Origin of the sequence: Mesorhizobium sp. IMUNJ 23232 (genome assembly GCF_044326205.1) — a bacterium.
Taxonomy (GTDB): Bacteria; Pseudomonadota; Alphaproteobacteria; order Rhizobiales; family Rhizobiaceae; genus Kumtagia.
Window position 1 is genome coordinate 14,618 of sequence record NZ_JBIRCY010000068.1, and the last position, 23,886, is coordinate 38,503.

The 23,886-nt window shown below is 64.5% G+C and carries 23 protein-coding genes; 15 read left to right on the forward strand and 8 right to left on the reverse strand.

All coding sequences use genetic code 11. The features are described from left to right. The 8 genes from ACH196_RS31835 to ACH196_RS31870 all read left to right on the forward strand — a co-directional run bounded on the left by ACH196_RS31835 (nt 1) and on the right by ACH196_RS31870 (nt 6,345). Nucleotides 1-492, forward strand: a complete 492-nt coding sequence (locus ACH196_RS31835; RefSeq protein ID WP_396650862.1) for a GFA family protein — start codon at nt 1-3, stop codon at nt 490-492. Then, a complete protein-coding gene (locus tag ACH196_RS31840) occupies nt 489-980 on the forward strand; it encodes a GFA family protein (protein WP_396650863.1) in 492 nt (163 codons plus the stop codon). Before ACH196_RS31835 ends, ACH196_RS31840 begins: the two co-directional genes overlap by 4 nt. Further along, a complete protein-coding gene (locus tag ACH196_RS31845; RefSeq protein ID WP_396650864.1) occupies nt 977-1,456 on the forward strand; it encodes a GFA family protein in 480 nt (159 codons plus the stop codon). Before ACH196_RS31840 ends, ACH196_RS31845 begins: the two co-directional genes overlap by 4 nt. After that, nucleotides 1,453-1,929, forward strand: a complete 477-nt coding sequence (locus ACH196_RS31850) for a GFA family protein (protein ID WP_396650865.1) — start codon at nt 1,453-1,455, stop codon at nt 1,927-1,929. The genes ACH196_RS31845 and ACH196_RS31850 overlap by 4 nt, the downstream gene beginning before the upstream one ends. After that, a complete protein-coding gene (pip, locus tag ACH196_RS31855; RefSeq protein WP_396650866.1) occupies nt 1,926-2,879 on the forward strand; it encodes a prolyl aminopeptidase in 954 nt (317 codons plus the stop codon). Before ACH196_RS31850 ends, pip begins: the two co-directional genes overlap by 4 nt. An 88-nt stretch (nt 2,880-2,967) precedes the next feature. Then, nucleotides 2,968-4,638, forward strand: coding sequence for a citramalate synthase (gene cimA / locus ACH196_RS31860; RefSeq protein WP_396650867.1), 1,671 nt, complete (start codon nt 2,968-2,970; stop codon nt 4,636-4,638). 91 nt (nt 4,639-4,729) lie between these two features. Further along, nucleotides 4,730-5,647 (forward strand): EamA family transporter RarD, encoded by a 918-nt coding sequence (gene rarD / locus ACH196_RS31865; RefSeq protein WP_396650868.1) that lies wholly within the window; start codon nt 4,730-4,732, stop codon nt 5,645-5,647. A gap of 11 nt (nt 5,648-5,658) precedes the next feature. After that, entirely contained in the window at nt 5,659-6,345 is a 687-nt protein-coding gene (locus tag ACH196_RS31870; RefSeq protein ID WP_396650869.1) for a glutathione S-transferase family protein, read from the forward strand. A gap of 6 nt (nt 6,346-6,351) precedes the next feature. On the opposite strand, the gene ACH196_RS31875 is transcribed toward ACH196_RS31870, so the two are convergent. Together ACH196_RS31875 and ACH196_RS31880 are read right to left on the reverse strand one after the other, a co-directional pair. Continuing rightward, nucleotides 6,352-7,374 carry a CorA family divalent cation transporter gene (locus tag ACH196_RS31875; RefSeq protein ID WP_396650870.1) on the reverse strand — a complete coding sequence of 341 codons (1,023 nt, stop codon included), beginning with the start codon at nt 7,372-7,374 and terminating at the stop codon, nt 6,352-6,354. A gap of 74 nt (nt 7,375-7,448) precedes the next feature. Then, entirely contained in the window at nt 7,449-8,060 is a 612-nt protein-coding gene (locus ACH196_RS31880; protein WP_396650871.1) for a TIGR00730 family Rossman fold protein, read from the reverse strand. Between the two features lie 296 nt (nt 8,061-8,356). On the opposite strand from ACH196_RS31880, the gene ACH196_RS31885 reads away from it, so the two are divergent. Together ACH196_RS31885 and ACH196_RS31890 are read left to right on the forward strand one after the other, a co-directional pair. Next, nucleotides 8,357-10,339: a LysM peptidoglycan-binding domain-containing protein gene (locus ACH196_RS31885; RefSeq protein WP_396650872.1), complete on the forward strand. Its 1,983-nt coding sequence runs from the start codon at nt 8,357-8,359 to the stop codon at nt 10,337-10,339. Nucleotides 10,340-10,410: 71 nt separating this feature from the next. Further along, nucleotides 10,411-10,845 (forward strand): hypothetical protein, encoded by a 435-nt coding sequence (locus ACH196_RS31890; RefSeq protein ID WP_396650873.1) that lies wholly within the window; start codon nt 10,411-10,413, stop codon nt 10,843-10,845. Nucleotides 10,846-11,081: 236 nt separating this feature from the next. On the opposite strand, the gene ACH196_RS31895 is transcribed toward ACH196_RS31890, so the two are convergent. Together ACH196_RS31895 and ACH196_RS31900 are read right to left on the reverse strand one after the other, a co-directional pair. After that, nucleotides 11,082-11,945: a DUF4238 domain-containing protein gene (locus tag ACH196_RS31895; protein ID WP_396650874.1), complete on the reverse strand. Its 864-nt coding sequence runs from the start codon at nt 11,943-11,945 to the stop codon at nt 11,082-11,084. A 678-nt stretch (nt 11,946-12,623) separates the two neighbouring features. Further along, on the reverse strand, nt 12,624-12,923 hold the full coding sequence (locus ACH196_RS31900) for a putative quinol monooxygenase (RefSeq protein ID WP_396650875.1): 300 nt from the start codon (nt 12,921-12,923) through the stop codon (nt 12,624-12,626). Nucleotides 12,924-13,084: 161 nt separating this feature from the next. On the opposite strand from ACH196_RS31900, the gene ACH196_RS31905 reads away from it, so the two are divergent. The 4 genes from ACH196_RS31905 (at nt 13,085) to pssA (ending at nt 17,051) form a co-directional block, all read left to right on the forward strand. Then, a complete protein-coding gene (locus ACH196_RS31905; RefSeq protein WP_396650876.1) occupies nt 13,085-13,429 on the forward strand; it encodes an ArsR/SmtB family transcription factor in 345 nt (114 codons plus the stop codon). 65 nt (nt 13,430-13,494) lie between these two features. Then, nucleotides 13,495-15,381, forward strand: a complete 1,887-nt coding sequence (locus ACH196_RS31910; protein ID WP_396650877.1) for an ABCB family ABC transporter ATP-binding protein/permease — start codon at nt 13,495-13,497, stop codon at nt 15,379-15,381. Nucleotides 15,382-15,527: 146 nt separating this feature from the next. Then, the gene (locus ACH196_RS31915) at nt 15,528-16,226 is read left to right on the forward strand and encodes a phosphatidylserine decarboxylase (RefSeq protein WP_396650885.1); all 699 of its coding nucleotides are present in this window, start codon (nt 15,528-15,530) and stop codon (nt 16,224-16,226) included. 3 nt (nt 16,227-16,229) lie between these two features. Continuing rightward, on the forward strand, nt 16,230-17,051 hold the full coding sequence (gene pssA, locus ACH196_RS31920; RefSeq protein WP_396650878.1) for a CDP-diacylglycerol--serine O-phosphatidyltransferase: 822 nt from the start codon (nt 16,230-16,232) through the stop codon (nt 17,049-17,051). A 297-nt stretch (nt 17,052-17,348) separates the two neighbouring features. Here the strand turns inward: pssA and ACH196_RS31925 are convergent, their stop codons facing one another. From ACH196_RS31925 to ACH196_RS31935, 3 genes are all read right to left on the reverse strand, one after another. Further along, the gene (locus ACH196_RS31925) at nt 17,349-19,577 is read right to left on the reverse strand and encodes an AMP-binding protein (protein WP_396650879.1); all 2,229 of its coding nucleotides are present in this window, start codon (nt 19,575-19,577) and stop codon (nt 17,349-17,351) included. A gap of 277 nt (nt 19,578-19,854) precedes the next feature. Beyond that, entirely contained in the window at nt 19,855-20,742 is an 888-nt protein-coding gene (locus ACH196_RS31930) for a DMT family transporter (protein ID WP_396650880.1), read from the reverse strand. A gap of 113 nt (nt 20,743-20,855) precedes the next feature. Next, nucleotides 20,856-21,608 (reverse strand): SDR family NAD(P)-dependent oxidoreductase, encoded by a 753-nt coding sequence (locus tag ACH196_RS31935; RefSeq protein ID WP_396650881.1) that lies wholly within the window; start codon nt 21,606-21,608, stop codon nt 20,856-20,858. Between the two features lie 186 nt (nt 21,609-21,794). Here ACH196_RS31935 and ACH196_RS31940 point away from each other — a divergent pair, with 186 nt between their 5' ends. After that, nucleotides 21,795-22,190 (forward strand): DoxX family protein, encoded by a 396-nt coding sequence (locus ACH196_RS31940; protein ID WP_396650882.1) that lies wholly within the window; start codon nt 21,795-21,797, stop codon nt 22,188-22,190. A gap of 99 nt (nt 22,191-22,289) precedes the next feature. Here the strand turns inward: ACH196_RS31940 and purF are convergent, their stop codons facing one another. Next, the gene (purF, locus tag ACH196_RS31945; protein ID WP_396650883.1) at nt 22,290-23,759 is read right to left on the reverse strand and encodes an amidophosphoribosyltransferase; all 1,470 of its coding nucleotides are present in this window, start codon (nt 23,757-23,759) and stop codon (nt 22,290-22,292) included. Nucleotides 23,760-23,886: the final 127 nt, after the last annotated feature.

Here is a 23,886-nt window from a genome sequence, read left to right on the forward strand (position 1 = left end):
ATGAGCCTGGACAACGTGCCCCTCTATTCCGGCGGTTGCCAGTGCGGCGCGGTGCGGTTCCGCGTCGAGGGCGCGCTGGGCGACGCGTCGATCTGCCATTGCCGCATGTGCCAGAAGGCGGCGGGCAATTTTTACCTGCCGCTGGTGTCGGTACGGCAGGCAAAACTGACCTGGACGCGCGGCGAGCCCAAAAGATTCCGGTCGTCGAACTATGCCCATCGCGGGTTCTGCGGCGATTGCGGCACGCCGCTGACCTACGAGGCGCCGGACGGCGTGGCGCTCGCCATCGCCGCCTTCGACAAGCCGGAAGAGATCGCGCCGACCATCCAGTGGGGCACCGAGGCGAAACTGCCCTATGTCGACGGTATCCCGGCGCTTCCCGGCGAGGAGACGATGGCCGACATCACCTCGGCGCCCTTTCTCGTCGATCTCGTCTCCTATCAGCATCCCGACCACGACACCGACCGCTGGCCGCCGGAGGATCGACCATGAGCGCGCTTCCACTGACCGGCGGCTGCCAGTGCGGCGCCGTGCGCTATTCCATAGCCGATGCCGGCGAGAACGCTTTTCTTTGCCACTGCCGCATGTGCCAGAAGGCGATGGGAAATTTGTTTTCGGCGATGATCTACGTCCCGCCGGAAGCGATCACCTGGACGCGCGGACAGCCTGCGACGTTCCGCAGTTCGGGCTCCGGACAGCGCGGTTTCTGCGCCGCCTGCGGCACGCCGCTTTGCTACATTGGCGACCACGGCCACAGGACGATCACCATCGGCTCGCTCGATCATCCCGAACGCCACAAGCCGAAGACGCAGGACGGCCTGCAGGGCCGCATGCCGTGGTTCGCCGAACTGACCAGCGTACCGGAGGAAGGCGAGACCGGCGGCGGGCCGGACGTCGACTGGGTGGTGGCCATCCGCCGCAGCAACCGCCAGCACCCCGACCACGACACCGAAACCTGGCCCCCGGAGGAAAAACCGTGAGCGCCAGGGCGATCACAGGTGGCTGCCAGTGCGGCGCGATCCGCTACCGCGTCGAGGGCGGGCTGACCAACGCGCACATCTGCCATTGCCGGATGTGCCAGAAGGCCGCCGGCAATTATTTCATGCCGCTGGCCAAGGCGCTGAACGGCACGTTTTTCGTCACGCGCGGCGAGATCGCCTATTTCCATTCCTCCGATCCTGTGCGGCGCGGCTTCTGCCGCGATTGCGGCACGCCGCTGATCTTCGAGACGCTCGGCGGCACCGGCCCGAACGTGACGCTGGGCAGCCTCGACGATCCGGCCGCGGTAAAACCCGGCTTTGAGGGCGCTCCGGAGGCGAAAATCGCCTGGCTGGACGACCTCGCCGCGCTTCCGCCCGATGAGGATTCTACCGCGTGGTTCGACGAAATCGCGCTGTCGAACCACCAGCATCCCGACCACGACACCGAGATCTGGCCATCGGAGGAAAAACCATGACCGAAGCTGTTCGAACCGGCGGCTGCCAGTGCGGAGCCGTGCGTTTCCGTATCCATGGCGCTCTCGGCCGCCCGTCTATCTGCCACTGCCGCATGTGCCAGAAACAGTTCGGTTCGTTCTTCTCGGCGCTGGTCACCGCGCCGAAGGACGGCGTCGAATGGACCCGCGAGGAGCCGAGCTATTTCCAGTCCTCGGTCAACATCGACCGCGGTTTCTGCCCGCGCTGCGGCACGCCGCTGACTTACCGCCATCCGGACGGGCTGGAGATTGCCATCGGCGCCTTCGACGACCGTTCGGACCTCGCCCCGCAGATCCAGGTCAATTATGCGGTGCGGTTGCCTTGGGTTGAAAAAATCTTCGAGGCCAAGGTGCATGAAGACCCGGGTTACTACTCGCGGCAGGAGCAGATCATCTCCTTCCAGCACCCCGACCACGAAACCGACAACTGGCCCCAAAGCGGATTGCAACTATGACCTTGCGTACATTCTATCCGGCCATCGAGCCGTTCGAGACCGGCATGATGGATGTCGGCGACGGCCACATGGTCTATTGGGAGCGCGTCGGCACAAAGGGCGCGAAACCCGCCGTCTTCCTGCATGGTGGTCCGGGCGGCACCAGCCTGCCGAAATATCGCGGCTTCTTCGATCCGGCGCTCTATGACGTGATCCTCTTCGACCAGCGCGGCTGCGGCAAGTCGACGCCGAACGCCTCGCTGGAGGCCAACACCACCTGGCATCTGGTCGACGACATCGAGCGGCTGCGCAAGATGATGGGCGTGGAGAAATGGCTGGTATTCGGCGGCTCCTGGGGTTCCACGCTGGCGCTCGCCTATGCCGAAAAGCATCCGGAGCGCGTCAGCGAGCTTGTGGTGCGCGGCATCTACACGCTGACCCGCGCCGAACTCGACTGGTATTATCAGTTCGGCGTGTCGCAGATGTTTCCGGACAAATGGGAACGGTTCCTGGCGCCGATCCCGGAGGCCGAGCGCGGCGACATGATGGGCGCCTACCGCAAGCGGCTTGTCGGATCCGACCGCGAAAAACAGGTCGAGGCCGCCCTTGCCTGGAGCCTGTGGGAAGGCGAGACCATCACGCTGCTGCCCGAGCCGTCGACCAGCGACCCGTTCGGCGAGGTCGACTACGCCATCGCCTTCGCCCGCATCGAGAACCATTATTTCGTCCATGCCGGCTGGCTGGAGGAAGGCCAGTTGTTGCGCGACGCGGGCAAGCTGAAATGCATTCCCGGTGTCATCGTCCATGGCCGCTACGACATGCCGTGCCCGGCAACCTACGCCTGGCAGTTGCACAAGGCGTGGGCGGACGCGGAGTTTTTCCTGGTTGAGGGGGCAGGGCATGCCTCGTCGGAGCCGGGTATATTGGACAGGCTGATCTACGCGACGGACAAGTTTGGGGGAAAGCAATGACGCAGCTTCTTACCCTCCCCCTTGTGGGGAGGGTCGGTGAGCGACCTGAACGGAGTGAAGGTCGCGAGACGGGGTGGGGGTGCTTGCAATGAGTGCCTTTACCCCCACCCCGGCGCTGCGCGCCGACCCTCCCCACATGGGGGAGGGTAAGGACCGCCTCACCCTCTTCGACACCACTCTCCGCGACGGCCAGCAGACCCCCGGCATCGACTTTTCCGTCGAGGACAAGATCGCCATCTCGGCGATGCTGGACGAGTTCGGCATCGACTATGTCGAGGGCGGCTATCCCGGCGCCAACCCGACCGACACCGCCTTCTTCTCGAAGAACCGCACGCGGCGCGCAAAATTCGTCGCCTTCGGCATGACCAAGCGTGTCGGCGTCTCTGCGTCGAACGATCCTGGGCTCGCCGCGCTATTGCAGGCGAAGTCCAACGCCGTCTGCTTTGTGGCAAAAAGCTGGGACTATCACGTGCGACTCGCGCTCGGCTGCACCAATGACGAGAATCTCGACGCCATCCGCGCCTCGGTCGAGGCCGCCCGCGCCGCCGGCAAGGAAGCCTTGGTCGACTGCGAGCATTTTTTCGACGGGTTCAAGGCCAACCCGGACTACGCGCTCGCCTGCGCGAAAGCCGCCTTCGACGCCGGCGCGCGCTGGGTGGTGCTGTGCGACACCAATGGTGGCACGCAGCCGTCGGAAATCCGAGAGATCGTGGAAAAAGTGATCGCCGCCGGCATCCCGGGCGAAAACCTCGGCATCCACGCCCACGACGACACCGGCCAGGCGGTCGCCAATTCGCTTGCCGCGGTCGAGGCCGGCGTGCGCCAGGTGCAAGGCACGCTGAACGGCATCGGCGAGCGATGCGGCAACGCCAATCTCGTCACGCTGATCCCTACGCTGATGCTGAAACCCGCCTATGCCGACCGCTTCGACACCGGCATCACCGCCGAGGCGCTGGCCGGCATATCGCGCCTGTCGCGCAATTTCGACGAGCTGCTCAATCGTGCGCCGGAGGCGCAAGCGCCCTATGTCGGCGCTTCCGCCTTCGCCACCAAGGCCGGCATCCACGCTTCGGCGCTGGTGAAGGAGCCGCAGACCTACGAGCATGTGCTGCCCGAAAAAGTCGGCAACCGCCGGAAAATCATGGTGTCCGACCAGGGCGGCAAGGCAAACTTCGTCGCCGAGCTGAAACGCCGCGGCATCGACGTGCCGCGCGACGATTCGAGGCTCGACGCGCTGATCGCGGTGGTCAAGGAGCGCGAGGCGGAGGGTTATGCCTATGAAGGCGCCGACGCCAGTTTCGAGCTGCTGGCGCGAAAGATGCTGGGCGGCGTGCCGGAATTCTTCCGCGTCACCTCGTTCCGCTGCATGGTCGAGCGTCGCTTCGACGCCAACGGGCAGTTGAAGACCGTCTCCGAGGCGATCGTCAAGGTCGCCGTAGACGGCGAGGAAAAAATGTCGGTGGCCGAGGGCCACGGCCCGGTCAACGCACTCGACATAGCGCTGAGAAAAGACCTTGGAAAATTCCAGCACGAGATCGCCGATCTCGAGCTCGCCGACTTCAAGGTGCGTATCCTCAACGGCGGCACCGAGGCGATCACCCGCGTGCTGATCGAATCGCACGATTCCTCCGGCGCACGCTGGTGGACGGTCGGCGTCTCGGAAAACATCATCGACGCCTCGTTCCAGGCGCTGATGGATTCGATCGTCTTCAAGCTGATGAAAAACCGCGACATGGCCGGGCTGGTGGCGGCGGAGTAGCTCTGCCGCCAGCCGCTGGCATAAGCGAAAGTCCACCTCCGATCAGAAGTTTGCATTGGTCGGCGGGCCGCCTTTGGCCCATATGCCGCTGATGAGCACGCAGTCACTTGACGCCGCCCCCGGCGACGATGCCCGCCGCGGCTTCCTGTTCGCCCTTGCTGCCTATCTCTTCTGGGGCATCCTGCCCTTCTACATGAAGGCGGTCGGCCATATCCCCGCGGCGGAAGTCGTCGCCCACCGCATCGTCTGGTCGGTGCCGATCGCCGGCGTCGTGCTTTTCCTGCTTGGCCGCACCGCCGATATCAGGCACGCGCTGCGCACGCCGCGCATGCTGGCCATGGGCGCGCTGACGGCGGCGCTGATCACCTTCAACTGGGGCATCTATGTCTGGGCGATCGGTAATGGCCGCACGCTGGAGACGGCGCTCGGCTATTACATCAATCCGCTTTTCAGCATCTTCCTCGCCGCCGTGCTGCTTGGCGAGAAGCCGAGCAGGGCGCAGATGGTGGCGATCGGGCTGGCGGCGCTGGCCGTTGTCATCCTCACCTGGGAGACTGGCGGCCTGCCCTGGGTATCGCTGGCGTTGGCGATAAGCTGGGGTTTTTACGCGCTGTTCAAGAAGACGCTGCCGATCGGCCCGGCGCAGGGCTTTTTCCTCGAAGTGCTGCTGCTCTGCGTGCCGGCGCTGGGTTACATCATCTACCTGCAGGTGCGCGGCGAGGGGCATTTCGGCACCAGCACCGCGCTCGATTTCTGGCTGTTGCTCGCCGCCGGACTTGCCACCGCGGTGCCGCTCATCCTCTACGCCAACGGCGCGAAGCTGCTGAAGCTCTCCACCATCGGCATCATGCAATATATAGCGCCGACCATCGTTTTCCTGATCGCTGTCTTTGTCTTCCGCGAGCCGTTCACGCCTGAAACGGCGGTAGCCTTCCTGTTCATCTGGGCGGCGCTTGCCATCTACAGCGGCTCAATGTTTTTTGGACGCAAGGACAACGGTCAACGCTGAGGGAGTTGCCCATGTACACGCTGCACATCGCCAACAAGAACTATTCATCCTGGTCGCTGCGGCCCTGGCTGCTGATGCGCATGCTGGAAATCCCGTTCGAGGAACATCAGGTGCCGTTCCCGACCGGCCCGAGTTTCGAACTCTACCGCCCGTTCTCGCCGAGCGGCCGGGTGCCCTGCCTGACCGATGGCGATTGGGCGGTCTGGGATTCGCTGGCGATCATGGAATATCTGGCGGAGCGTCATCGCGGCGTCTGGCCTGACGACAGCGTCGCCCGCGCCTGGGCGCGCTCGGCCGCCGCCGAGATGCATTCGAGCTTCACGGCGCTGCGCAACGACTGCCCGATGAACTGCGCCGTGCGCGTCGAGCCGAAGCCGAAGTCGAACGCGTTGAAGTTCGACCTCTTCCGCCTCGCCGATCTCTGGAACGACGGTTTTAAGCGTTTCGGCGGCCCGTTCCTGGCCGGCGAAAAGTTCACTGCCGTCGATGCCTTCTTCGCCCCTGTTGCCTTCCGCGCGCAGTCCTACGGCCTGACCTTCGACGGTGCGGCGGGAAAATATCCGGCGCTGCTGCTCGATCTTCCGCCGATGCGCGAATGGTATGAGACCGGCATCGCCGAGCCATGGATTGAGGAAAACCACGAGGCGGAAGTCCGCGCCGCGGGCAAGATCGTCAGGGATTTTCGCGCCGCGGAATAGGCGGGCCTACATCCCGTCGCCCAATCTGCGCACGAAAAACAGCGTCCCCGCGGCGACGCATAGCGACAGCACCGTCACCAGCCAGAAGCCTGCGTGATAGCCCATGAACGGCAGTCCATCGACATTCATGCCGAACAGGCCGGAAATGATTGTCATCGGCAAAAGCACGGAGGTCATTACCGACAGCATGTAGAGCAGCCGGTTCGACTGCGCCGACAGTTTCGCCATCAGCTCGTCCTGCAGCAACCTGGCGCGCGCCTGCAATTGCTCGCTGTCGTGATGCACGATGAACGCGTGGTGCGACAGCCGTGCGGTCATATCGGTCAACGTCTCTGACAGGTCGAGCCGGTGGGCATGGTCGAGATGCTTGAATAGCCCGGTCAGGCTGGCCATCTGCCGGTGGATGACGACCAGCTTTCGCCGCACGTCGACCAGCGACTGGCGCTCATTGTGCCATGCGTCGCAGACGATGCGGTCCTCTATGCCGTCGAGTTGGTCAGTGATTTCAGCCAGTTCGGCGCTGATGCCGTCGAGCGACTGGTTCATCACCGCCTCGATCAGGTCGGCGGGCTGGCGAAACGGCCGTGAGCGTTTTTCGATCGTCTTGCGGATCGCGTCCACCGAGCGCAAGGGCTGCTTGCGCGCGCCTATCAGCATTTTTTCGTCGAAGGCGAAGCGGAAATGCCCGCGCCCGCGCGCTTCCTTCGAATAGTCGTGGCGCAGGTCCGGCAGGTCGCCATAGAGCCACGCATCTTCCAGGTCGATGTGGCAATCGAAGCCCGAACTCAAAAACGCCTCGCGCACCGGCTCGGGCAAGGCGCTTTCCGCGGAAATCTCGCTGCGGGCGCGCGCGTCGGTGATCTGATAGCTGCGCCAGGACCAGGCGGCCGCGCTGGCGTCCTTCGTGGCGAAGCCGTTGGCGTCGAAATAGTAGGCGAAGAACAGCCCGTGCTCGTCCGGCGTGGCTGTGGAAAGCAGGTCTTCGCGCTGTTCGGCGGCGAGTTTTTCGGATCGCGTGATGTCGTCCATGGTGATCTGTCCGTGGGCGTAAGCTGTCGATCCTTACACCAACGAGCCGGTCAGCACCATGACGGTCGAGGCTCTCACATCTTCTCGATGACCGCCTTCTCGCCACCTGTTGGTGTCCCGGCATTGGCTCCTTCGACCAGAATGCCAGGTACGATCGCCTCGACCTTGTCGATCACCAGCGGCTGCACGAGATGGCCGGTGTGAATAAAACCCTCGGCGCGCATGTGGTCCATCAGCGCCAGCATGGGCTGCCAGAAGCCTGCTATGTTGGCGAAGACGATAGGTTTGCGGTGATGGCCGAGCTGGCCCCAGGTCATGATCTCGACGATCTCCTCCACCGTGCCGATGCCGCCCGGCAGCGCCACGAAGGCGTCGGATTCCTGGAACATCCTGTGCTTGCGCTCATGCATGTTCTCGGTGACGACGATGTCGTCGAACTTGCCGAGGCTTGCTTCCGTCGCTTCCTTGTTGAGAAGGAAGCGCGGGATTATGCCGGTCACCTTGCCCCCGGCCCTCAGCGCGCCGTCGGCTACCGCGCCCATGATCCCCTTGGTGCCGCCGCCATAGACAAGGCGCAGGCCCGCTTCGGCGATAGACCGGCCGAGCGTATGGCCGGCCTTCATGTAGATGTCGCTTCGGCCCGGTGACGAGCCACAGTAGACGCAGACGGATCGAATCGTGTTCATGCCTTGATTGGTGAGTGTGTGGATCGTTCCGGTCAAGCGAAGAAAACGGGCATTTCCTTGTGGCTGCCGCCAAAACACGCTAGACCGCGCATTGAGGTCCGTTTCTCGCGAGTCCCGCCGAAGCCGGCGGGCGGACCTTAGGCGGCAAACGGACCTCGTAAAAGGCCGGGCCGAGGGGAAGGGCGGTCTGCGGATCGCGGCGTGGCGTGCCTGGGTGCGTGGGCCGGCAGCGCCGCTGGATACGATCGCTGCCCGGCATCGCCTGTTACAAGGATTGCGAAGGGGCGTACGGACATATGGCACTTACTCCGATCAAGGCATTGCTGTTTCTGGCGGGAGGATCGGCTGCCGTCGGCGGAACCGCCTATGTCGCGGGCGTGTTCGATCCGCAGATGAACCCACCGGCGGTCGTTGACATGGCGCCCGCGGGCCAGAAGGTTGCCGCCTTGCCACCTGCCGATGCGCCTTCGGGCCAGGGCGATGCGCCTTCGGGCCAGGGCGAGACGTCCACGACGCCGACGGGCGACAAGCCTGCCGTCGAAGCGCCAAAACCGCCCGCAAGCGACGCGCCTGCGGCCGCCACGCCTGCCGCGCCCGAACAGCAGGCAGCGCTTCCGCCTGCTGCCGAGCAGCCGAAGGCTGATGCGCCCGGTCCGGCCGCGGCCGGAACCAATCCGCAGCCGACCGTCGAGGCGCCGACCTTCGATCTCGTGCGGGTCGAGGCCGACGGCTCGATCGTCATCGCGGGCCATGCCGCTCCGGATTCCAAGGTCGAGGCGATCATCGGCTCGCGCGTCATCGGCAGCGCCATGGCCGGTCCAGGCGGCGATTTCGCCATCGTGCTGGACGAGCCCCTGAAGCCCGGCGACTACCAGATCGTCCTGCGCTCCACGACCGCCGACAATGTCGTGGCGATGTCGACCGAGACGGCAGTGGTGTCGATCCCCGATTCGCCGGACGGGCAGGTGCTTGCCCTGGTCGAGGAACCGGGCAAGCCCGCCGAACTGATCACCGTTCCCGAACCGAAGCAGGCCAAGCCTTCAGTAGCTTCCGCCGCCGGCGACTCGGGAACTCCCGCCGCCGGTTCCGAAACCCCGGCGGCCGCCACGCCGCCCCCTGCTTCGGACGAGAAGCCCGCCCCCCAGCAGCAGGCTGCCGCCGATGCCGGGGCATCGGATCAGCCCGCGGCCGACTTTGCTGCGAAAGACAAGGCCGCCGCCGACACGACGGCAAAGCAACAGCCGGCCGCTTCGAAGGAAAAACCCGCCGCCGAGACGACGGCGACCGGCGAGCCGGCCGCGCCGGAGCAGAAACCTGCCATCGGCGGCGAACAGCAGGTTGCCGTGGCGACGCCCGATACGGCGCCTGCCAAGCCTGAGCAGCAGCCCGCAAGCAAAACCAAAGTCGCCGTGGAAGCCGTCGAGATCGAAGGCCGCCGCATCTTCGTCGCCGGCAGGGCCGATCCCGGCCGCACCGTGCGCGGCTATGCCAACGAGATTTTGCTGGGCGACGCCAAAACCTCCCAGGAGGGCCGTTTCCTGATCGAGGCCGAGCGTGACCTGCCGGTCGGCGACTACATCATCCGCGTCGACGCGCTGGGTCCGGACGGGGCCGAGGTGGTGGCGCGCGCCGCCGTGCCGTTCGAGCGCGAGGCCGGCGATAACGTCGCTGCCGTCGCCGCGCCCGCGTCGCAGCCGGCCGGTGAAACCGTAGCGGCGGGCCCCCAGGATCGAGTCGGCAACGCTCCGTCGTCCGAAGCGGGCCAGGCGGCAAAGCCGTCCGCGACCGCCGCCACGCAAGATCAACCGGCAGCCGACGCGCCAAAACCTTCGGAAAAGCCGGCCGCCATCGCCGCTGCTCCGGCCGCGTCACCTGCGTCCGGCGAACCCGCGCCGAAACCCGCCGATGCGTCCGCCACCCAACCGGCGCCGAACAAGCCGGCGGAAATCGCGGCCGCAAGCGTGGAGCAGCCCGCGCAACCCGCCGCCGGGACCGACGCCGCCGCCAAGCCGGCCGATGCGCTCTCGCCAAAACTGCAAAGTGTCGACGGATCGGTCATCATCCGCCGCGGCGATTCCTTGTGGCGCATTTCGCGGCGCGTCTACGGCCACGGCCTGCGCTATTCGACCATCTACCTCGCCAACCAGCACCAGATCGACGATCCCGACCGTATCTATCCCGGCCAGGTCTTTTCGGTGCCGAGCAAGACCGAGAGGGGCGAGGAGGCCGACCTGACCACGCTTGGCGAACAGGCGATATCGCCGGTAGTGCGGCAGTAGCGCGGCGTTCGCTCGGCCTTGCAGCCGCAAACGGGCGTCGATACGCTCTCGCGATGCATATATGCTCAAAGATGATCTGGCACGTTGGGATCGCGTCCGCGATTCTTGCATCGGGCGTCGTGGGCGCCCACGCGGCCACATCATGCCAAAGTCTGAAGTATGCGGACGAGCGCAGTAGGTTGCAAATGCTGTTGTCTTCCAACAATTTCCCGAGAGCCGAGCGGGCCTTCGTCTTGACCGGCGCTGAACGGCGGATCAGGGAAGTGCGGCCCAACGCCCTCAACGCGCGCGGAAAGAAATGTGGCATCAACGCGGTGCGAGCGTCGATTTTCGGTTGCATGAACCAGACGCTGCCTTCCACACTCCGCTCCGTTCCTTCGCCGGCTCGGAAAACCGGCAAGACGTTTTGGGGCAAACCGAACGTTTCCGCCCGCGAAGCCGCTTTCATCGGAATATTTCACGCCTGCCGGGGAGGAGCGGCCGAGGCCTTTCTCTCGGGGCTCTAGCTTCGACGGACGGCAACGGGTGGAAACGGACTGGCGGATTCTGGGCTGCTACGCCGGGAAAACGGTAATTCGGCTGACCAGCGAGCTTCGACGGCAGCACACCTTCAAGTCCGGCATTCTAGGGCTGTCGATCTCGCTGCCGAAAGTAGCGGTACATTCAGGTAACGGCAAACCTCGGATGAAGCCGAATAGATCGCTCTCGTCTGTTCCGGTTCGCGACGTCAATTTTGATCGCATCAGATGGGCGGCGCGTAAGTGTCGGTGCCGATAGTCGGGGCAAAGGCGCGTTCGGCCTCGAAGTCGGGCCGGTTCGAGATCACGAAGCGTGACGCCATGAACACCTGCCCGCAATTCTCGCTCTCAACCATCTCGTCATCCAGTACCACCGGCGAAAGGCAATTGACAAATTTGCCCAGCTTGCGGGAAGGCCCTACGCGCGGGTAACAATAGAGCACCGCGCCGGGCGACATCGCGAAGACGAGATAGGCGCCTGGCACCAGCGCGAGCGATCGCAGCCATTGGCGATGGTCCGGGCTACGGAACGCGACGGGATTGTCTGAGGTCACGAATGGCGTCGCGCTGTCGTTGCGCGCGAAGATCCAGACCGAGCGCCTGAACCTCTCCGTAAATCTCTCCAAAACGTGCGGATCCCACATTAGCTCGGTGTGCAGCTCGCGCGCCTCGTGGGCGTCGACCGGCTCGCCGCGATCGATCTGGATCATCGCCGACAGTATTTCGCGCGTGTCGAGCGTGCGCAGCATCTGGACCGCAAGATAGCGTGCAACGATCCAGCGATTCATGCGCGGGATCGGTACCTTGTCGAGTGGCTCCATCTGGGGCAGCCATTCGAGCCACTGATCGGTGATGAGCGAGACCTCGCCCTCCATCTCCGACAACTGCTTTTCCATCGTAAGCGGGTCGTGACCATCCGGCTCGTATTGCGTCAACCGGTAGAATTGCTTCTCGGCGGCGATCCCGCCCGTCGAGGTCCGGAAGATGCGGTCGCTCAGCTTGTCCCACGCCCACAGCCGACCTAGCTCGTCGGCGAACCGGCGGAGATGGAATTGCGGAACATAGTGGTGGAGCTTGGGTGCGGTCACCGATGGCCATCGAGATTGCCGGGTGTGCTCTAGGGAGGCGGAACATAGCGCACGCGCCGCGCAGAAAGTTGCGCCGCCACGTCGCGCTTGGCCGTGGATACATGCCACGAAACCCGAGAGCGGTGCCGAGAGAAGCCGGCCAGGCGCGCCACCCGTTGTCCAATATTGGCTGCTATCAGTCTCTCCTGCCAACGGTGCGACGATCGGGCGATGCGTATGTCGCGCCAAGCGAGACTACAGCGCTCTGTCACTAACGCGAAACATGTCATTGCGGTTCAGGAACCGGTGCTCGAAACTGTTTACGACATCTGTAAGAGGACGACAGCTATTGAGGCACTCTCGCCCAGGAACAGCCGGCCCACGTTCCGCTTAGATTTGCCGTCTAGGGAAATTTGGCGAAAGTCGGGTTTCGGCGAACGGAGAAAGCACCCGAACGGCCGCGATGGGGTTGAGGCTGTGTGAAAACACAACTCCTCATCGCGAGCACAGAATATTGTTCTCCATGAGTACCTTTGGAAGCACCCAAGCGATCATCCAATTCTCGGTCTAGGCCGATCTGGGAATAGCATTCTTCATGCACGGCTCGACGTCGAGTTTTCACACAGCCTCGGGTTGCAAGCGGTCGTTCGTCAAAGCGAGGCACGGCTGATCTCGAGCGGACGATGCTCACCTTGTCAATCACGTCGCCCTCGACCCACCCACCTCGTGCAGCGTCAGATCCCGGTCGGTGATGTCGAGCGACGGCCAGGTGGCGCGCCAGCGGGCGATGTGGGCGGAGGAAAAATGCGCACTAAGCGCTGCCTGGTCCCGCCAGTGTTCGACGACATGCACCAGCCCGCCGTCCAGCAGGTCGACGGCGTAGGCGTAGCCGAGGCATCCGTGCTCGGCGCGGCTGGCCAGGATCATCGCCTCCATCACCGGCCTTGCTTCCAAAAATTTCTCCGGCCGGATGCGGAACGTCCCGGTGATCAGCAGCATGAATGAGCCCTCGCTTTCGCCCAAGCCTCTCACAAATGCCGGCCCTGCGCGATCATCCGCATGTGACCCGCTAAAAAATTAGAACAGTATGCTCCCGGCGGTTGCCGTATCGAATTTCATCGTTTATCGTCGATAAACGATGATCACACGCGACCCTCATCATGAAACCTGATCCGGCGGGCGCCGAGCGGCTTGCCGTCCGGCTCGGCGCGCTCTCCCATCCGGCCCGGCTGGAGATCGTAAGACATCTGGCGGATGCCGATTGCTGCTGCTGCAAGGATGTGGTCGGCCGGATGGAGCTTGCCCAGTCCACCGTCTCCCAGCATCTGAAAGTGCTGGTCGAGGCGGGCTTGGTGCGGGTCAGGCAGGAGCGCCAGCGTTCCCTATACGAGATCGACCGGCAGGCGCTGGCCGACACGGCAAAAAGCGTCACCGCGCTGGCCGCCTCCTGCTGTCCGGATCAGGCAGCCGTTTGCGCCGGACCGCGTGTCATGAGTCTGGGATAGGTACCAAATATCCGCGCCGGCCGCCCGTTGCGGCGGAAACGGCTCCGGAAACAGGGAAGAAAAAATTGGCCGACAAAACTGTCTCGGCGGAGTCCGGCTCGACGCTCAGGACGCTGCTCAACCTCAAACCCTATATGTGGCCGGCCGAGCGCGGCGATCTGCGCATGCGAGTCGTCTGGGCGACGGTCTATCTCGTCGTCTCCAAGCTGGTGCTGATTGCCGTCCCGTATTTCTTCAAATGGTCGACCGACGCGCTGGTCGGCGATCATACCCGCACGCCGCCGCTGCCGGACTGGCTGCTGGTGCCGGCGGCCCTCGTCATCGCCTACAATCTCGTCCGCCTGATCCAGGTCGGCCTCAACCAGTTGCGCGACGCGCTGTTCGCCAGCGTCGGCCAGTATGCGGTGCGCAAACTCGCCTACAAGACCTTCGTCCACATGCACGACCTGTCGCTGCGCTTCCATCTGGAGCGCCGCACTGGCGGCCTGTCGCGCATCATCGAGCGCGGCGTGAAGGGCATCGAGACGATCGTCCGCTTCACCATCCTGAACACGCTGCCGACCATCCTCGAATTCGCCTTGACGGCCGTCATCTTCGCCGTCGCCTATGGCTGGATCTACGTCGTCGTCGTGGCGGTCACCGTCGCGCTCTACACCTGGTTCACCGTGTGGGCGAGCGACTGGCGCATCGCCATCCGCCGCGAGATGAACGACAGCGACACCGACGCCAACACCAAGGCGATCGATTCGCTGCTCAATTACGAGACGGTGAAATATTTCAACAACGAGCGCATGGAAGCCCAGCGCTTCGACCATTCCATGGCCCGCTACGAGAGCGCCGCGACGAAAACCTGGACCTCGCTCGGCTGGCTGAATTTCGGCCAGGGCGTCATCTTCGGCGCCGGCATGCTGGCCATCATGCTGCTCTCGGCGCGCGAGGTGCAGGCCGGCACGCAGACCATCGGCGACTTCGTCTTCCTCAACGCCATGCTGATGCAGCTTTCGGTGCCGCTGAATTTCATCGGCTTCATCTATCGCGAGATCCGCCAGGGCCTGACCGACATCGAGCAGATGTTCGACCTGCTCGACGTGCCCGCCGAGATATCCGACCGTCCGGACGCAAGGCCGCTGGTTGTTAGCGAGGGCCGCGTCGAATTCCGCGACGTGCATTTCTCCTACGATCCCAACCGTGAAATCCTGAAGGGGATCAGCTTCGAGGTTCCGGCCGGCCGCACGGTGGCCATAGTCGGTCCGTCCGGCGCGGGAAAATCGACGATCTCGCGGCTGCTGTTCCGCTTCTACGATATCCAGTCCGGAAAAATCCTGATCGACGGCCAGGATATCAGCGGCGCCACGCAGGAGAGTCTGCGCGCCGCGATCGGCATGGTGCCGCAGGATACAGTGCTGTTCAACGACACCATCGCCTACAACATCCGTTACGGCCGCGTCGGCGCCTCGGAAGAAGACATCCGCAAGGCCGCCGACCTCGCCCAGATCGGCCCGTTCATCGCCCATCTGCCGGAGGGCTACAAAACCATGGTCGGCGAGCGTGGGCTGAAACTTTCCGGCGGCGAGAAGCAGCGCGTGGCCATCGCCCGCACGATTCTGAAGGCGCCGCCGATCCTGATGCTGGACGAGGCCACTTCGGCGCTGGACTCGCATACCGAACTCGAGATCCAGGCGGCGCTCGACATGGTGTCGCGCGGCCGCACCACCATCGTGATTGCCCACCGCCTGTCCACCGTCATTTCGGCGGACGAGATCATCGTGCTCAAGGACGGCCAGATCGCCGAGCGTGGCCACCATATCGACCTTTTGGCGAAAGACGGCCTCTACGCCTCCATGTGGGCGCGCCAGCGCGAGGCGACCGAGGCGGAAGAGCGACTGCGCATCGCCCGCGAGGAGGACGACCTCGGCGTGATCGTCAGGCGGCGGACGGCGGAGGTGGAGTAGGGGTGAAGCCTCGGTTCCTCTGAACCGTGCTCAATCTTTTGTGTGTGAAGCCGGTTGCGTCGCAGTGCTTCGGATATCCGATCGCGTTGCCACTCGCGTTCCCATCCCGTAAATAGGCGGCACCGTTAGCAAACTGTCGGATGCCGATGTCCCTCGTCGATACTGTGAAAAATGCCTTCGTGCCGATCCATCGCGAGGGCTGGCCGTTCATCGGCGGCTTTGCTGTTGTCACGCTGGTGCTGGGCATCTTCTCGACCAATCTGTTCTGGATCGGCCTGATTCTCACTGCCTGGTGCGCCTATTTTTTCCGGGATCCGCAGCGCGTTACGCCGGCCGACGACCGGCTGGTGATCAGTCCTGCCGACGGCATCGTTTCGGCGGTCGGCCCGGCCGTTCCGCCGCGCGAATTGGGCCTCGGCGGCGCCGAGATGACCCGCATCTCGGTGTTCATGAACGTCTTTTCCTGCCATGTGAATCGCTCTCCGGTCCGCGGTCGCATCACCAAGATCGAGCATCGCCCGGGGAAATTCTTGAACGCTGAACTGGACAAGGCCAGCAGCGAGAACGAACGCAACGGCCTCGTCATCGACAGTCCGAACGGCACCGTCGCCGCCGTGCAGATCGCCGGCCTGGTGGCGCGGCGCATCGTCTGTTGGGCCGAACAGGGCGGCAACATCGGCATCGGCGAGCGTTTCGGCCTGATCCGCTTCGGCTCGCGTGTTGACGTCTTCCTGCCGCTGGAGGCCACACCGCGCGTTGCGGTCGGCCAGACGGCGGTGGGCGGCGAGACGGTCATCGCCGAGTTCGGCGGCAGCCCCGCCACGCCCTTGGTCCGGGTTTCCTGACCGGTGGCCGGTCCGTTCCAGCGTTTCGAACCGCACGGCCACGGCGGCCCGCGCATCCGCGAAATCCCGCTCAGGCTGGTCCTGCCCAACCTGATCACCGTGCTGGCGATCTGCGCCGGCCTGTCGGGCATCAGGCTGGCCTTCGAGAACCGTTTTGAGACGGCGGTGGTGATGGTGCTCATCGCCGCCTTCCTCGACGGCATAGACGGCCGCCTCGCCCGCATGCTCAAGGCGACGTCGAAATTCGGCGCGCAGATGGATTCGCTGGCCGATATCGTCAATTTCGGCGTTGCGCCTGCGCTGGTGCTCTACGCCTATCTGCTCGACCGTGCCGGCTCTCCCGGCTGGATCGCGGCCCTGCTGTTCGCCATCGCCTGCGGTCTCCGGTTGGCGCGTTTCAACGTGCTGGACGAGGACAAGACCCGGCCCGCCTGGCAGGGCGAGTATTTCGTCGGCGTGCCGGCCCCGGCCGGCGCCGTCATCGTGCTGTTGCCCGTCTACCTGATCTTCATCGGCGCTTTCGAGCCCAGCCGCACAGCGGCTTTCATCGGCTCCGGCTTCACCATCCTTGTGGCCTTCCTGCTGGTCAGCCGGCTGCCGGTGTGGTCCGGCAAACGACTGCGGGTGCCGGGCGACACGGTGATGCCGATGATCCTCGGCGTCGTCTTCTTCGCCCTGCTGCTCTTTACCTATCCCTGGGAAACGCTGTCGGTCGGCGTGTTCGCCTATCTCCTGTTCTTGCCGTTCAGCGTCCGTGCGTATTCGCGCCGGTCGACATTGGAAGCCGCAAAGGAACCGCCGCCGGCTGATGGCGAGACCGGTTGAGAGGGCGTCGCTTGGGGTGCGTCCTTCGAGGCTCGCCCGCCGATGATTTCACTCTATTTTTCAGCGTCGTGCGGGCTCGCACCTCAGGATGAGGAAGGTCGTGCCTACAACGCCAATCGGCGAAGCGATGCCTCCCGTTGGGAGCGTCGGCCACATATGGGCGTCGATAAAGATGAGCGACGATGTTGGCGATTGGCGTTGCAGGCACGACTTCCCTCATCCTGAGGTGCGAGCCCGCGCTACGTCGGCGAGGAAAGCGAAAATCATCGGCGGGCGAGCCTCGAAGGACGCACCATCTCACGCCGCGGCAGGCAGGCCCAGCCTCTCGATCGCCAGCCGCCGCGTCGACGGATAGTCGATCTTCCCTGTGCCGAGAATCGGGATCTCGTCGACCTTGACGATGTCCTGGGGCACCGCCAGTTCGGCGAGGCCGGCCTCCTTGCCGGCGCGGCGAAGCTCTACGGCATCTGCTTCTGTTGCCGTGGTGACAAGAACGATACGCTCGCCGCGCCGCTTGTCCGGCACCGCAACCACGGCGTGCCTATGTTCGGGCCACAGCGACTGCACCAGCATCTCGACCGCGCCCAGCGACACCATCTCGCCGGCGATTTTTGCAAAACGCTTGGCGCGGCCGCGTATGGTGACAAAGCCCTCGCGGTCGAAGGAGACGATGTCGCCCGTGTCGTGCCAGCTTTCCGGCAGTTGCTGCAGCACGCCCGGCCGGTCCGCCGACATGTATCCCATCATGACGTTCGGCCCCCTGATCCACAGGCGGCCGCCGTCGGTGATCCCCTCGACCGGCTCCAGCCGCACCCGCACGCCGGGCAGCAGGCGGCCGACCGAGCCCTCGCGATTGTGGGTCGCCGTGCTGACGGCGACCACCGGCGCGGCCTCGGTCAAGCCGAATCCTTCGAGCAACCTTGTGCCGAAGTGTTCCTTCCAGATGCGCCGCGTCTCCGCCCGCAACGGCTCGGCCCCCGCTACAGCGAACCGCAGGCTGACGAAATCGTCATCGTCGGCCGCCTTGGCATAAGCGGAGAGGAAGGTGTCCGTGCTGAACAGGATGGTCGGCCGGCGTTTCGCCGCAACTTTCGGGATCTGCTTGTAATGCAGCGGCGACGGATAGAGCAGGGTGCGCACGCCGGTGAGCAGGGGCAGGATCAGCCCGCCGAGCAGTCCGAAGGAATGGAACACCGGCAGCACGTTCATCAGGAAATCGCGCGGGCCGATCGCCAGCCGCGCTTCGACCTGCATGGCGTTGGAGATCAGGTTCTGATGCGAAAGCACGACGGCCTTGGGCGCGCCTTCCGAGCCGGAGGTGAACATGATCAGCGCCGGCGCGGCCGAATCCTGGCTGCCGACCGGGCTTTGCCAGCAGAGCGCCGCGGCCAGTCGGTCGAAGCCGGTGATGCCGTCACGGATGTCTTCGGCCCATACCAGCCGCGCCCCGCCGGCTTTCGCCGCCTCGACGATGTCCTCCAACCCGGCCTTCTCGATGAAGGCGCGCGATGAGACGATGGTGCGGATCAGCGCGGTGCGCACCGCCGAGGTGACGTTCGCCGGCCCCGCCGTGTAGTTGATCATCGCGGCGGTGCGGCCCGCCGACATCAGTCCCAGCAGCGAGATCGCGATGCTGTTGGAATTGGGCAGCAGCACGCCGACCGCCTCGCCGGGCGCCGTCATGCGGGCGAAGCGGCCGGCGAAGATGCGCGCCGCCATCAGCAATTGCCGGTAGGTCAGCGTGCCGCTGACCGCATCCTCGACGATCTGGCGGTCGGCGCCGAAGCGTCTCGCGGCCGAGCGCACCGCCTGGAAAAGGCTGCGCCGCGAGAACGCGGTCATACCACGCGCTTCGGCCATCCTGTCGAACAGCGCATTGGATCCCGTTGTCGTGGCCGCGCCGGCGCGTGCCGTCATCTCGTTGATGGTGAGCGGTTCGAGCGTGCCGATCCGCAATTTCGGCAGCACGCGCCGTGGCGCGTTGTCATCGTCGATCAGCGAGAAGGGCAGATGGCGCGCGCCGTCGATGATCACCGGCACGATGCGGGCGTCTCCCTGCAGCGCGATCCGCGACACGGCGCGATAGAGGCGGAAGTCGCGCGTATCCGGCTCGACATTCTCCGGCAGGTAGACCGCGATCCGGCCCTTGCGATTGAGGACGCGCACCAGCCTGCGGCTGACGAACAGGTGCTCGGCGTTGAAGGCAATGGTTCTCGCCAGTTCGCGCCACGGCTCCAGCCACATGGCCTTCGCCGATTCCTCGTCGAGAATATGCAGTGTGTCGTCGGGCAGCAACGACAGCATCAGTGCCGGATCGAGCCGCGACTGATGGGTGACGACATAGATGACGGGCGCCTCGGCATCGCGGGCAAGGCGGATGCGCCGGTCGTCGATGCGATAGAGCAGTTTCAGCGGCAGATAGAGGAGCGCCTGGCGCAGCGACAGGCCAAGACGGAACATAAGCACGGAACTCGCCGCGAGATAGGCGGCGACAATCACGCCAACAACAACGCCAGTCAGGATCATGCCGCGCCTCCCAACCCGTCATGCCGCCGCTCCCGGCCTCTTCCCGGGCCGCGATGCCCGAAAGGGTAGTCGATCCGCGGTCCGCGTCAATGCGCGAGCCTGTCAAACACCGCGCCAACCCAAAAGAAAAGCCAGCCCGGAGGCTGGCTTTAAGCGAATGACGGGCGGGGGGGTGGGCATAGGGGGGTGCCCGTCAACCAACAAAACGTGGCTCGGGCGTATTCGTTCCATCGCGAATGAAATTTTTTCGATTATTTTTTGGCCGCTGCCACGACGCTCAGGCGCGCTTGCGAAAATGCTCGCCGCCGATGACGATGAGGCCCGCGAAAACGATGATCCCGGCGCCGACGAAAACCTCCGGCCTCGGCACGTCGTCCCAGATCAGGTAGCCGAATACGAACGCCCAGACCAGCGATGTGTATTCGAATGGCGCGATGACCGACGCCGCTGCCCGCTTCATCCCGTCGAACAAAGCGAGTTGCGCGGCTCCGCCGAGCACGCCGACCATCAGCAGCAGCACGAACTGGTAGAGGGACGGCGTCTGCCAGACGAAGACCATCGGCACGGCGGCCGAGATCAGGAAGAACAAATTGTTGAGGACGAGCTGAACGATCGTCCGTTCCTGTTGCGCGATCTTGCGCAGAAGCACGATCGCCAGCGCCCAGAAGAAGGCAGCCGCCAATACCAGCAGGATCGGCATGGTGATGCCGAGATTTGCCGGATCGCAGGCAATGAAGACGCCAATGAAGCCGAGGAACACCGAACCCCAGCGCAGCAGCGGCACCTGCTCGCGCAGGATGAAGACGGAAAGGGTGGTGACGATCACCGGAGCGGCGAAATAGATTGTCGTCATTTCCGCGAGCTGCAGATATTTCGCGGCGGTGTAGTAGCAGAGCCAGGCCAGCAGCGTGAGCACGCTGCGCAGCAGCATCGGCTTGACGATGGGCGAATGGACGGCGTCGCGGAACAGCGCCGTGCCGCCGCTCGCCAGGCACCCAGCCAGCACGACGATGCTGCGGAAGACCATCACCTGCCAGACCGAGATGCCGGCCACCAGCAGCTTGATCGCCGCGTCCTGCGCCGAAAACAGAGCGTAGGCGACGCTGGTCAGCAAAATGCCGAGCAGCACGCGGTCGGCGGGTTCGACAATTGTTGCGTTCGCCATGGAGGCACCGGGGTGACGCCGCGGATGCGGCGCCGAGACGGCATCAGGCTATACGGGTGGTCGGGGTCATTGCGCTGCACCAGACCCGGTGGAGGATTGGCGCAGAGCGGCGGTCACACCGGCTCCGGATCCTTGTAACGAACCAGCCTGTCGAATTTCGACTGGTAGATCAGCCCGGTTCCGGCAAAGGCGGGGCTGGTGAGCCGCAGGATCTTCTTCGCCACATCTGACGGGTGCGGCAAGCTCATCGGGTCCTCTCCGGGCACGGCTTGCGCACGCATGGCGGTGCGAGTGGCGCCGGGGTCGAAGCAATTGACCCTGAGCGGCATGTTCTCCGTCTCATGCGCCCAGGAGCGGGCCAGCGCCTCGACCGCCGCCTTCGACGCGGCATAGGGCGCCCAGAAGGCGCGCGCGTTGTGCGCCAGGCTGGACGTCAGCATGACGGCGCGGCCCGCGTCTGAAGCGCGCAGCAGCGAATCGACCGAGCGGATCAGCCGCCATGTCGCGGTGACGTTGACCGTTATCACCTTCTCGAAGGTTTTCGCCTCTACATGGCCGATCGGCGAGATGACGCCGAGGATCGCGGCATTGGCGACCAGGATGTCGAGTTTGCCCCAGCGCTCGCTGATCGCTCCGCCGAGCCGGTCGATGCCCGGCATGTCGGTGATGTCGAGCGGCACAAGCGTCGCCTGGCCGCCCGCCGCCTTGATCTCGTCGTCCAGTTCCTCCAGCCCGCCGACCGAGCGGGCGACGGCAATCACATGCGCGCCGGCCGCGGCAAGGTGTTTTGCGGTGAAATAGCCGAGGCCGCGCGAGGCGCCGGTGACAAGCGCGACGCGGCCGGAGAGGTCGGGGGCAGGGGGCATGCAGGCATCCGGTTCGAACAGACAGGCGGCACCAGATAGGACGAATTCCTCTCCGGCGAAACCCCGAACCGCTGGCAATCATCCATCTGTAGTACGCATCGGGAATCGGAATTTCGAAGACGGATGTCGGAAAGCTGTGTCACTCTGCGTCCTTGGCTTCGAAAGCATCATCGAAGGATCGAACACATGGGCAGGACAGTCGCAATTCTCGTCGCAAGGCTGATCTTCGCGGGCATCTTCGCCATGGCCGCGGCCTTCAAGTTCGCCGGCATGAACGACACCGCCAGCTACATCGCGGCCGCCGGCTTTCCGTTTCCACTGCTTCTCGCCTGGCTGGCGGCGATCTTCGAGGTGGGGCTGGTGCTGGCCTTCCTGACCGGCGCGTTTTTCTCGGAAGCCGCTCTATTGGCCGGCGTCTACGTGATCTTCCTCGCCTTCGCCTTCCACGGCCCGTCGCATTGGCAAGGCAATCAAGTCGAGTTCGGCTTCTTCGTCGACCACTTCACATTTTTGGCCGGCCTGCTCTACGCGGCGGTGCATGGTCCCGGTGAGGTGTTGGCTATGAAGCGAGGGCTGATCTGACAGGACCGAGACGTGTAGGGCGGTTGGATAGACTTCGCTTGAAGGGAGATCGCCGGAAATCAGGCTACGGTTGCTAAAATGGCCGTTGCCGCTTGTCCCTTACTGCCCGCCCGTCGCCAGCAGCGACAGCGTTCGCACATTGTCGTGGCCTTCGAAGTCCAGCAGCCTTGTCGGATATTCGTTGGAAAAACAGGCGTCGCAGAATTGCGGCTGCTCGTTGTTGCGCGACGGTTCGCCGACCGCCCGGTAGAGCCCGTCGAGCGACAGGAAGCCCAGTGAATCGACGCGGATAAAACTCGCCATCTCCTCGACCGACATGCGCGACGCCAGCAATTTCGCCTTCTCCGGCGTGTCGACGCCATAGAAGCAGGAGGCGCGTGTCGGCGGCGAGGCGATGCGCATATGCACTTCCCTGGCCCCGGCGTCGCGCACCATCTGCACGATTTTCTGGCTGGTGGTGCCGCGCACGATCGAATCGTCGACCAGCACGACGCGTTTGCCCTCGATGATGCGGCGGTTGGCATTGTGCTTCAGCTTCACGCCCATGTGGCGGATCGAATCGCCCGGCGCGATGAAAGTGCGGCCGACATAGTGGTTGCGGATGATGCCGAGTTCGAACGGGATGCCGGCGGCCTGGCTGAAGCCGATCGCCGCCGGTGTGCCGGAATCGGGCACCGGCACGACGATGTCGGCCTCGACCGGGCTCTCCAGCGCCAGTTCCGCACCGATGCGCTTGCGCACGTCATAGACGTTGCGCCCCTCGACCGAGGAATCCGGCCGGGCGAAATAGACATATTCGAACACGCAGAAGCGCGATTTCTGCGGCTCGAACGGGAAAATGCTCTCGATGCCCTTGGAGGTGATCACCACCATTTCGCCGGGCTTGAGGTCGCGCACGAAACGCGCGCCGATGATGTCCAGCGCGCAGGTCTCGGAGGCGAGAATCCACGAACCGTCGAGGTCGCCCAGCACCAGCGGCCGGATGCCCAGCGGGTCGCGGCAGCCGATCATCTTCTTGGCGGTCAGCGCCACGAGGGAGAACGCGCCCTCGAGCTGCTTGATCGCCTCGATGAAGCGCGAATTGGTGTCGCGTTCCTTGCTGGTGGCGACGAGGTGCAGGATCGTCTCGGTGTCGGAGGTCGACGAGAAGATGGAACCCTGCTTCTGCAGCACGCGCTGCACGGTCATGGCGTTGGTGATGTTGCCGTTATGGGCGATCGCCAGCCCGCCCTCGGCGAGTTCGGCGAAGAAGGGCTGGACATTGCGCAGGCCGGCGCCGCCGGTGGTGGCGTAGCGCGTATGGCCGATGGCGCGGTTGCCCGGCAGCCGGTCGATCACGGATTGCTTGGTGAACGTGTCGCCGATCAGGCCGACATGGCGCTCGACATGGAACTGCGTGCCATCGAAGGAGACGATGCCTGCCGCCTCCTGCCCGCGATGCTGGAGCGCATGCAGGCCGAGCGTGACGATCGCAGCCGCATCCTGCCTGCCGAGAATGCCGAACACCCCGCACTCGTCGTGGAAATGGTCGTCGGCCTCGGCCGAATAGGAAACGTCCGGGTCAGGCATCGGGCGGCCTCTCGTAGAAAAACCGGTATATAGGGCGCGGACCTTTGCCGCGCCACTGTCAATTGTTTGCCGGCGGCGTCTCTGCCGGTGCGCCTTGCGCGGGCGGCTCCTCGGCCGGTGCGGCGTC

Excerpts from the sequence above, each read along its gene's own strand:
- ACH196_RS31835 (WP_396650862.1), top strand. The coding sequence starts at position 1 with ATGAGCCTGGACAACGTGCCCCTCTATTCCGGCGGTTGCCAGTGCGGC.
- ACH196_RS31840 (WP_396650863.1), top strand. The coding sequence starts at position 489 with ATGAGCGCGCTTCCACTGACCGGCGGCTGCCAGTGCGGCGCCGTGCGC.
- ACH196_RS31850 (WP_396650865.1), top strand. The coding sequence starts at position 1,453 with ATGACCGAAGCTGTTCGAACCGGCGGCTGCCAGTGCGGAGCCGTGCGT.
- pip (WP_396650866.1), top strand. The coding sequence starts at position 1,926 with ATGACCTTGCGTACATTCTATCCGGCCATCGAGCCGTTCGAGACCGGC.
- cimA (WP_396650867.1), top strand. The coding sequence starts at position 2,968 with ATGAGTGCCTTTACCCCCACCCCGGCGCTGCGCGCCGACCCTCCCCAC.
- rarD (WP_396650868.1), top strand. The coding sequence starts at position 4,730 with ATGAGCACGCAGTCACTTGACGCCGCCCCCGGCGACGATGCCCGCCGC.
- ACH196_RS31870 (WP_396650869.1), top strand. The coding sequence starts at position 5,659 with ATGTACACGCTGCACATCGCCAACAAGAACTATTCATCCTGGTCGCTG.
- ACH196_RS31875 (WP_396650870.1), bottom strand. The coding sequence starts at position 7,374 with ATGGACGACATCACGCGATCCGAAAAACTCGCCGCCGAACAGCGCGAA.
- ACH196_RS31880 (WP_396650871.1), bottom strand. The coding sequence starts at position 8,060 with ATGAACACGATTCGATCCGTCTGCGTCTACTGTGGCTCGTCACCGGGC.
- ACH196_RS31885 (WP_396650872.1), top strand. The coding sequence starts at position 8,357 with ATGGCACTTACTCCGATCAAGGCATTGCTGTTTCTGGCGGGAGGATCG.
- ACH196_RS31890 (WP_396650873.1), top strand. The coding sequence starts at position 10,411 with ATGATCTGGCACGTTGGGATCGCGTCCGCGATTCTTGCATCGGGCGTC.
- ACH196_RS31900 (WP_396650875.1), bottom strand. The coding sequence starts at position 12,923 with ATGCTGCTGATCACCGGGACGTTCCGCATCCGGCCGGAGAAATTTTTG.
- ACH196_RS31905 (WP_396650876.1), top strand. The coding sequence starts at position 13,085 with ATGAAACCTGATCCGGCGGGCGCCGAGCGGCTTGCCGTCCGGCTCGGC.
- ACH196_RS31915 (WP_396650885.1), top strand. The coding sequence starts at position 15,528 with ATGTCCCTCGTCGATACTGTGAAAAATGCCTTCGTGCCGATCCATCGC.
- ACH196_RS31925 (WP_396650879.1), bottom strand. The coding sequence starts at position 19,577 with ATGATCCTGACTGGCGTTGTTGTTGGCGTGATTGTCGCCGCCTATCTC.
- ACH196_RS31930 (WP_396650880.1), bottom strand. The coding sequence starts at position 20,742 with ATGGCGAACGCAACAATTGTCGAACCCGCCGACCGCGTGCTGCTCGGC.
- ACH196_RS31935 (WP_396650881.1), bottom strand. The coding sequence starts at position 21,608 with ATGCCCCCTGCCCCCGACCTCTCCGGCCGCGTCGCGCTTGTCACCGGC.
- ACH196_RS31940 (WP_396650882.1), top strand. The coding sequence starts at position 21,795 with ATGGGCAGGACAGTCGCAATTCTCGTCGCAAGGCTGATCTTCGCGGGC.
- purF (WP_396650883.1), bottom strand. The coding sequence starts at position 23,759 with ATGCCTGACCCGGACGTTTCCTATTCGGCCGAGGCCGACGACCATTTC.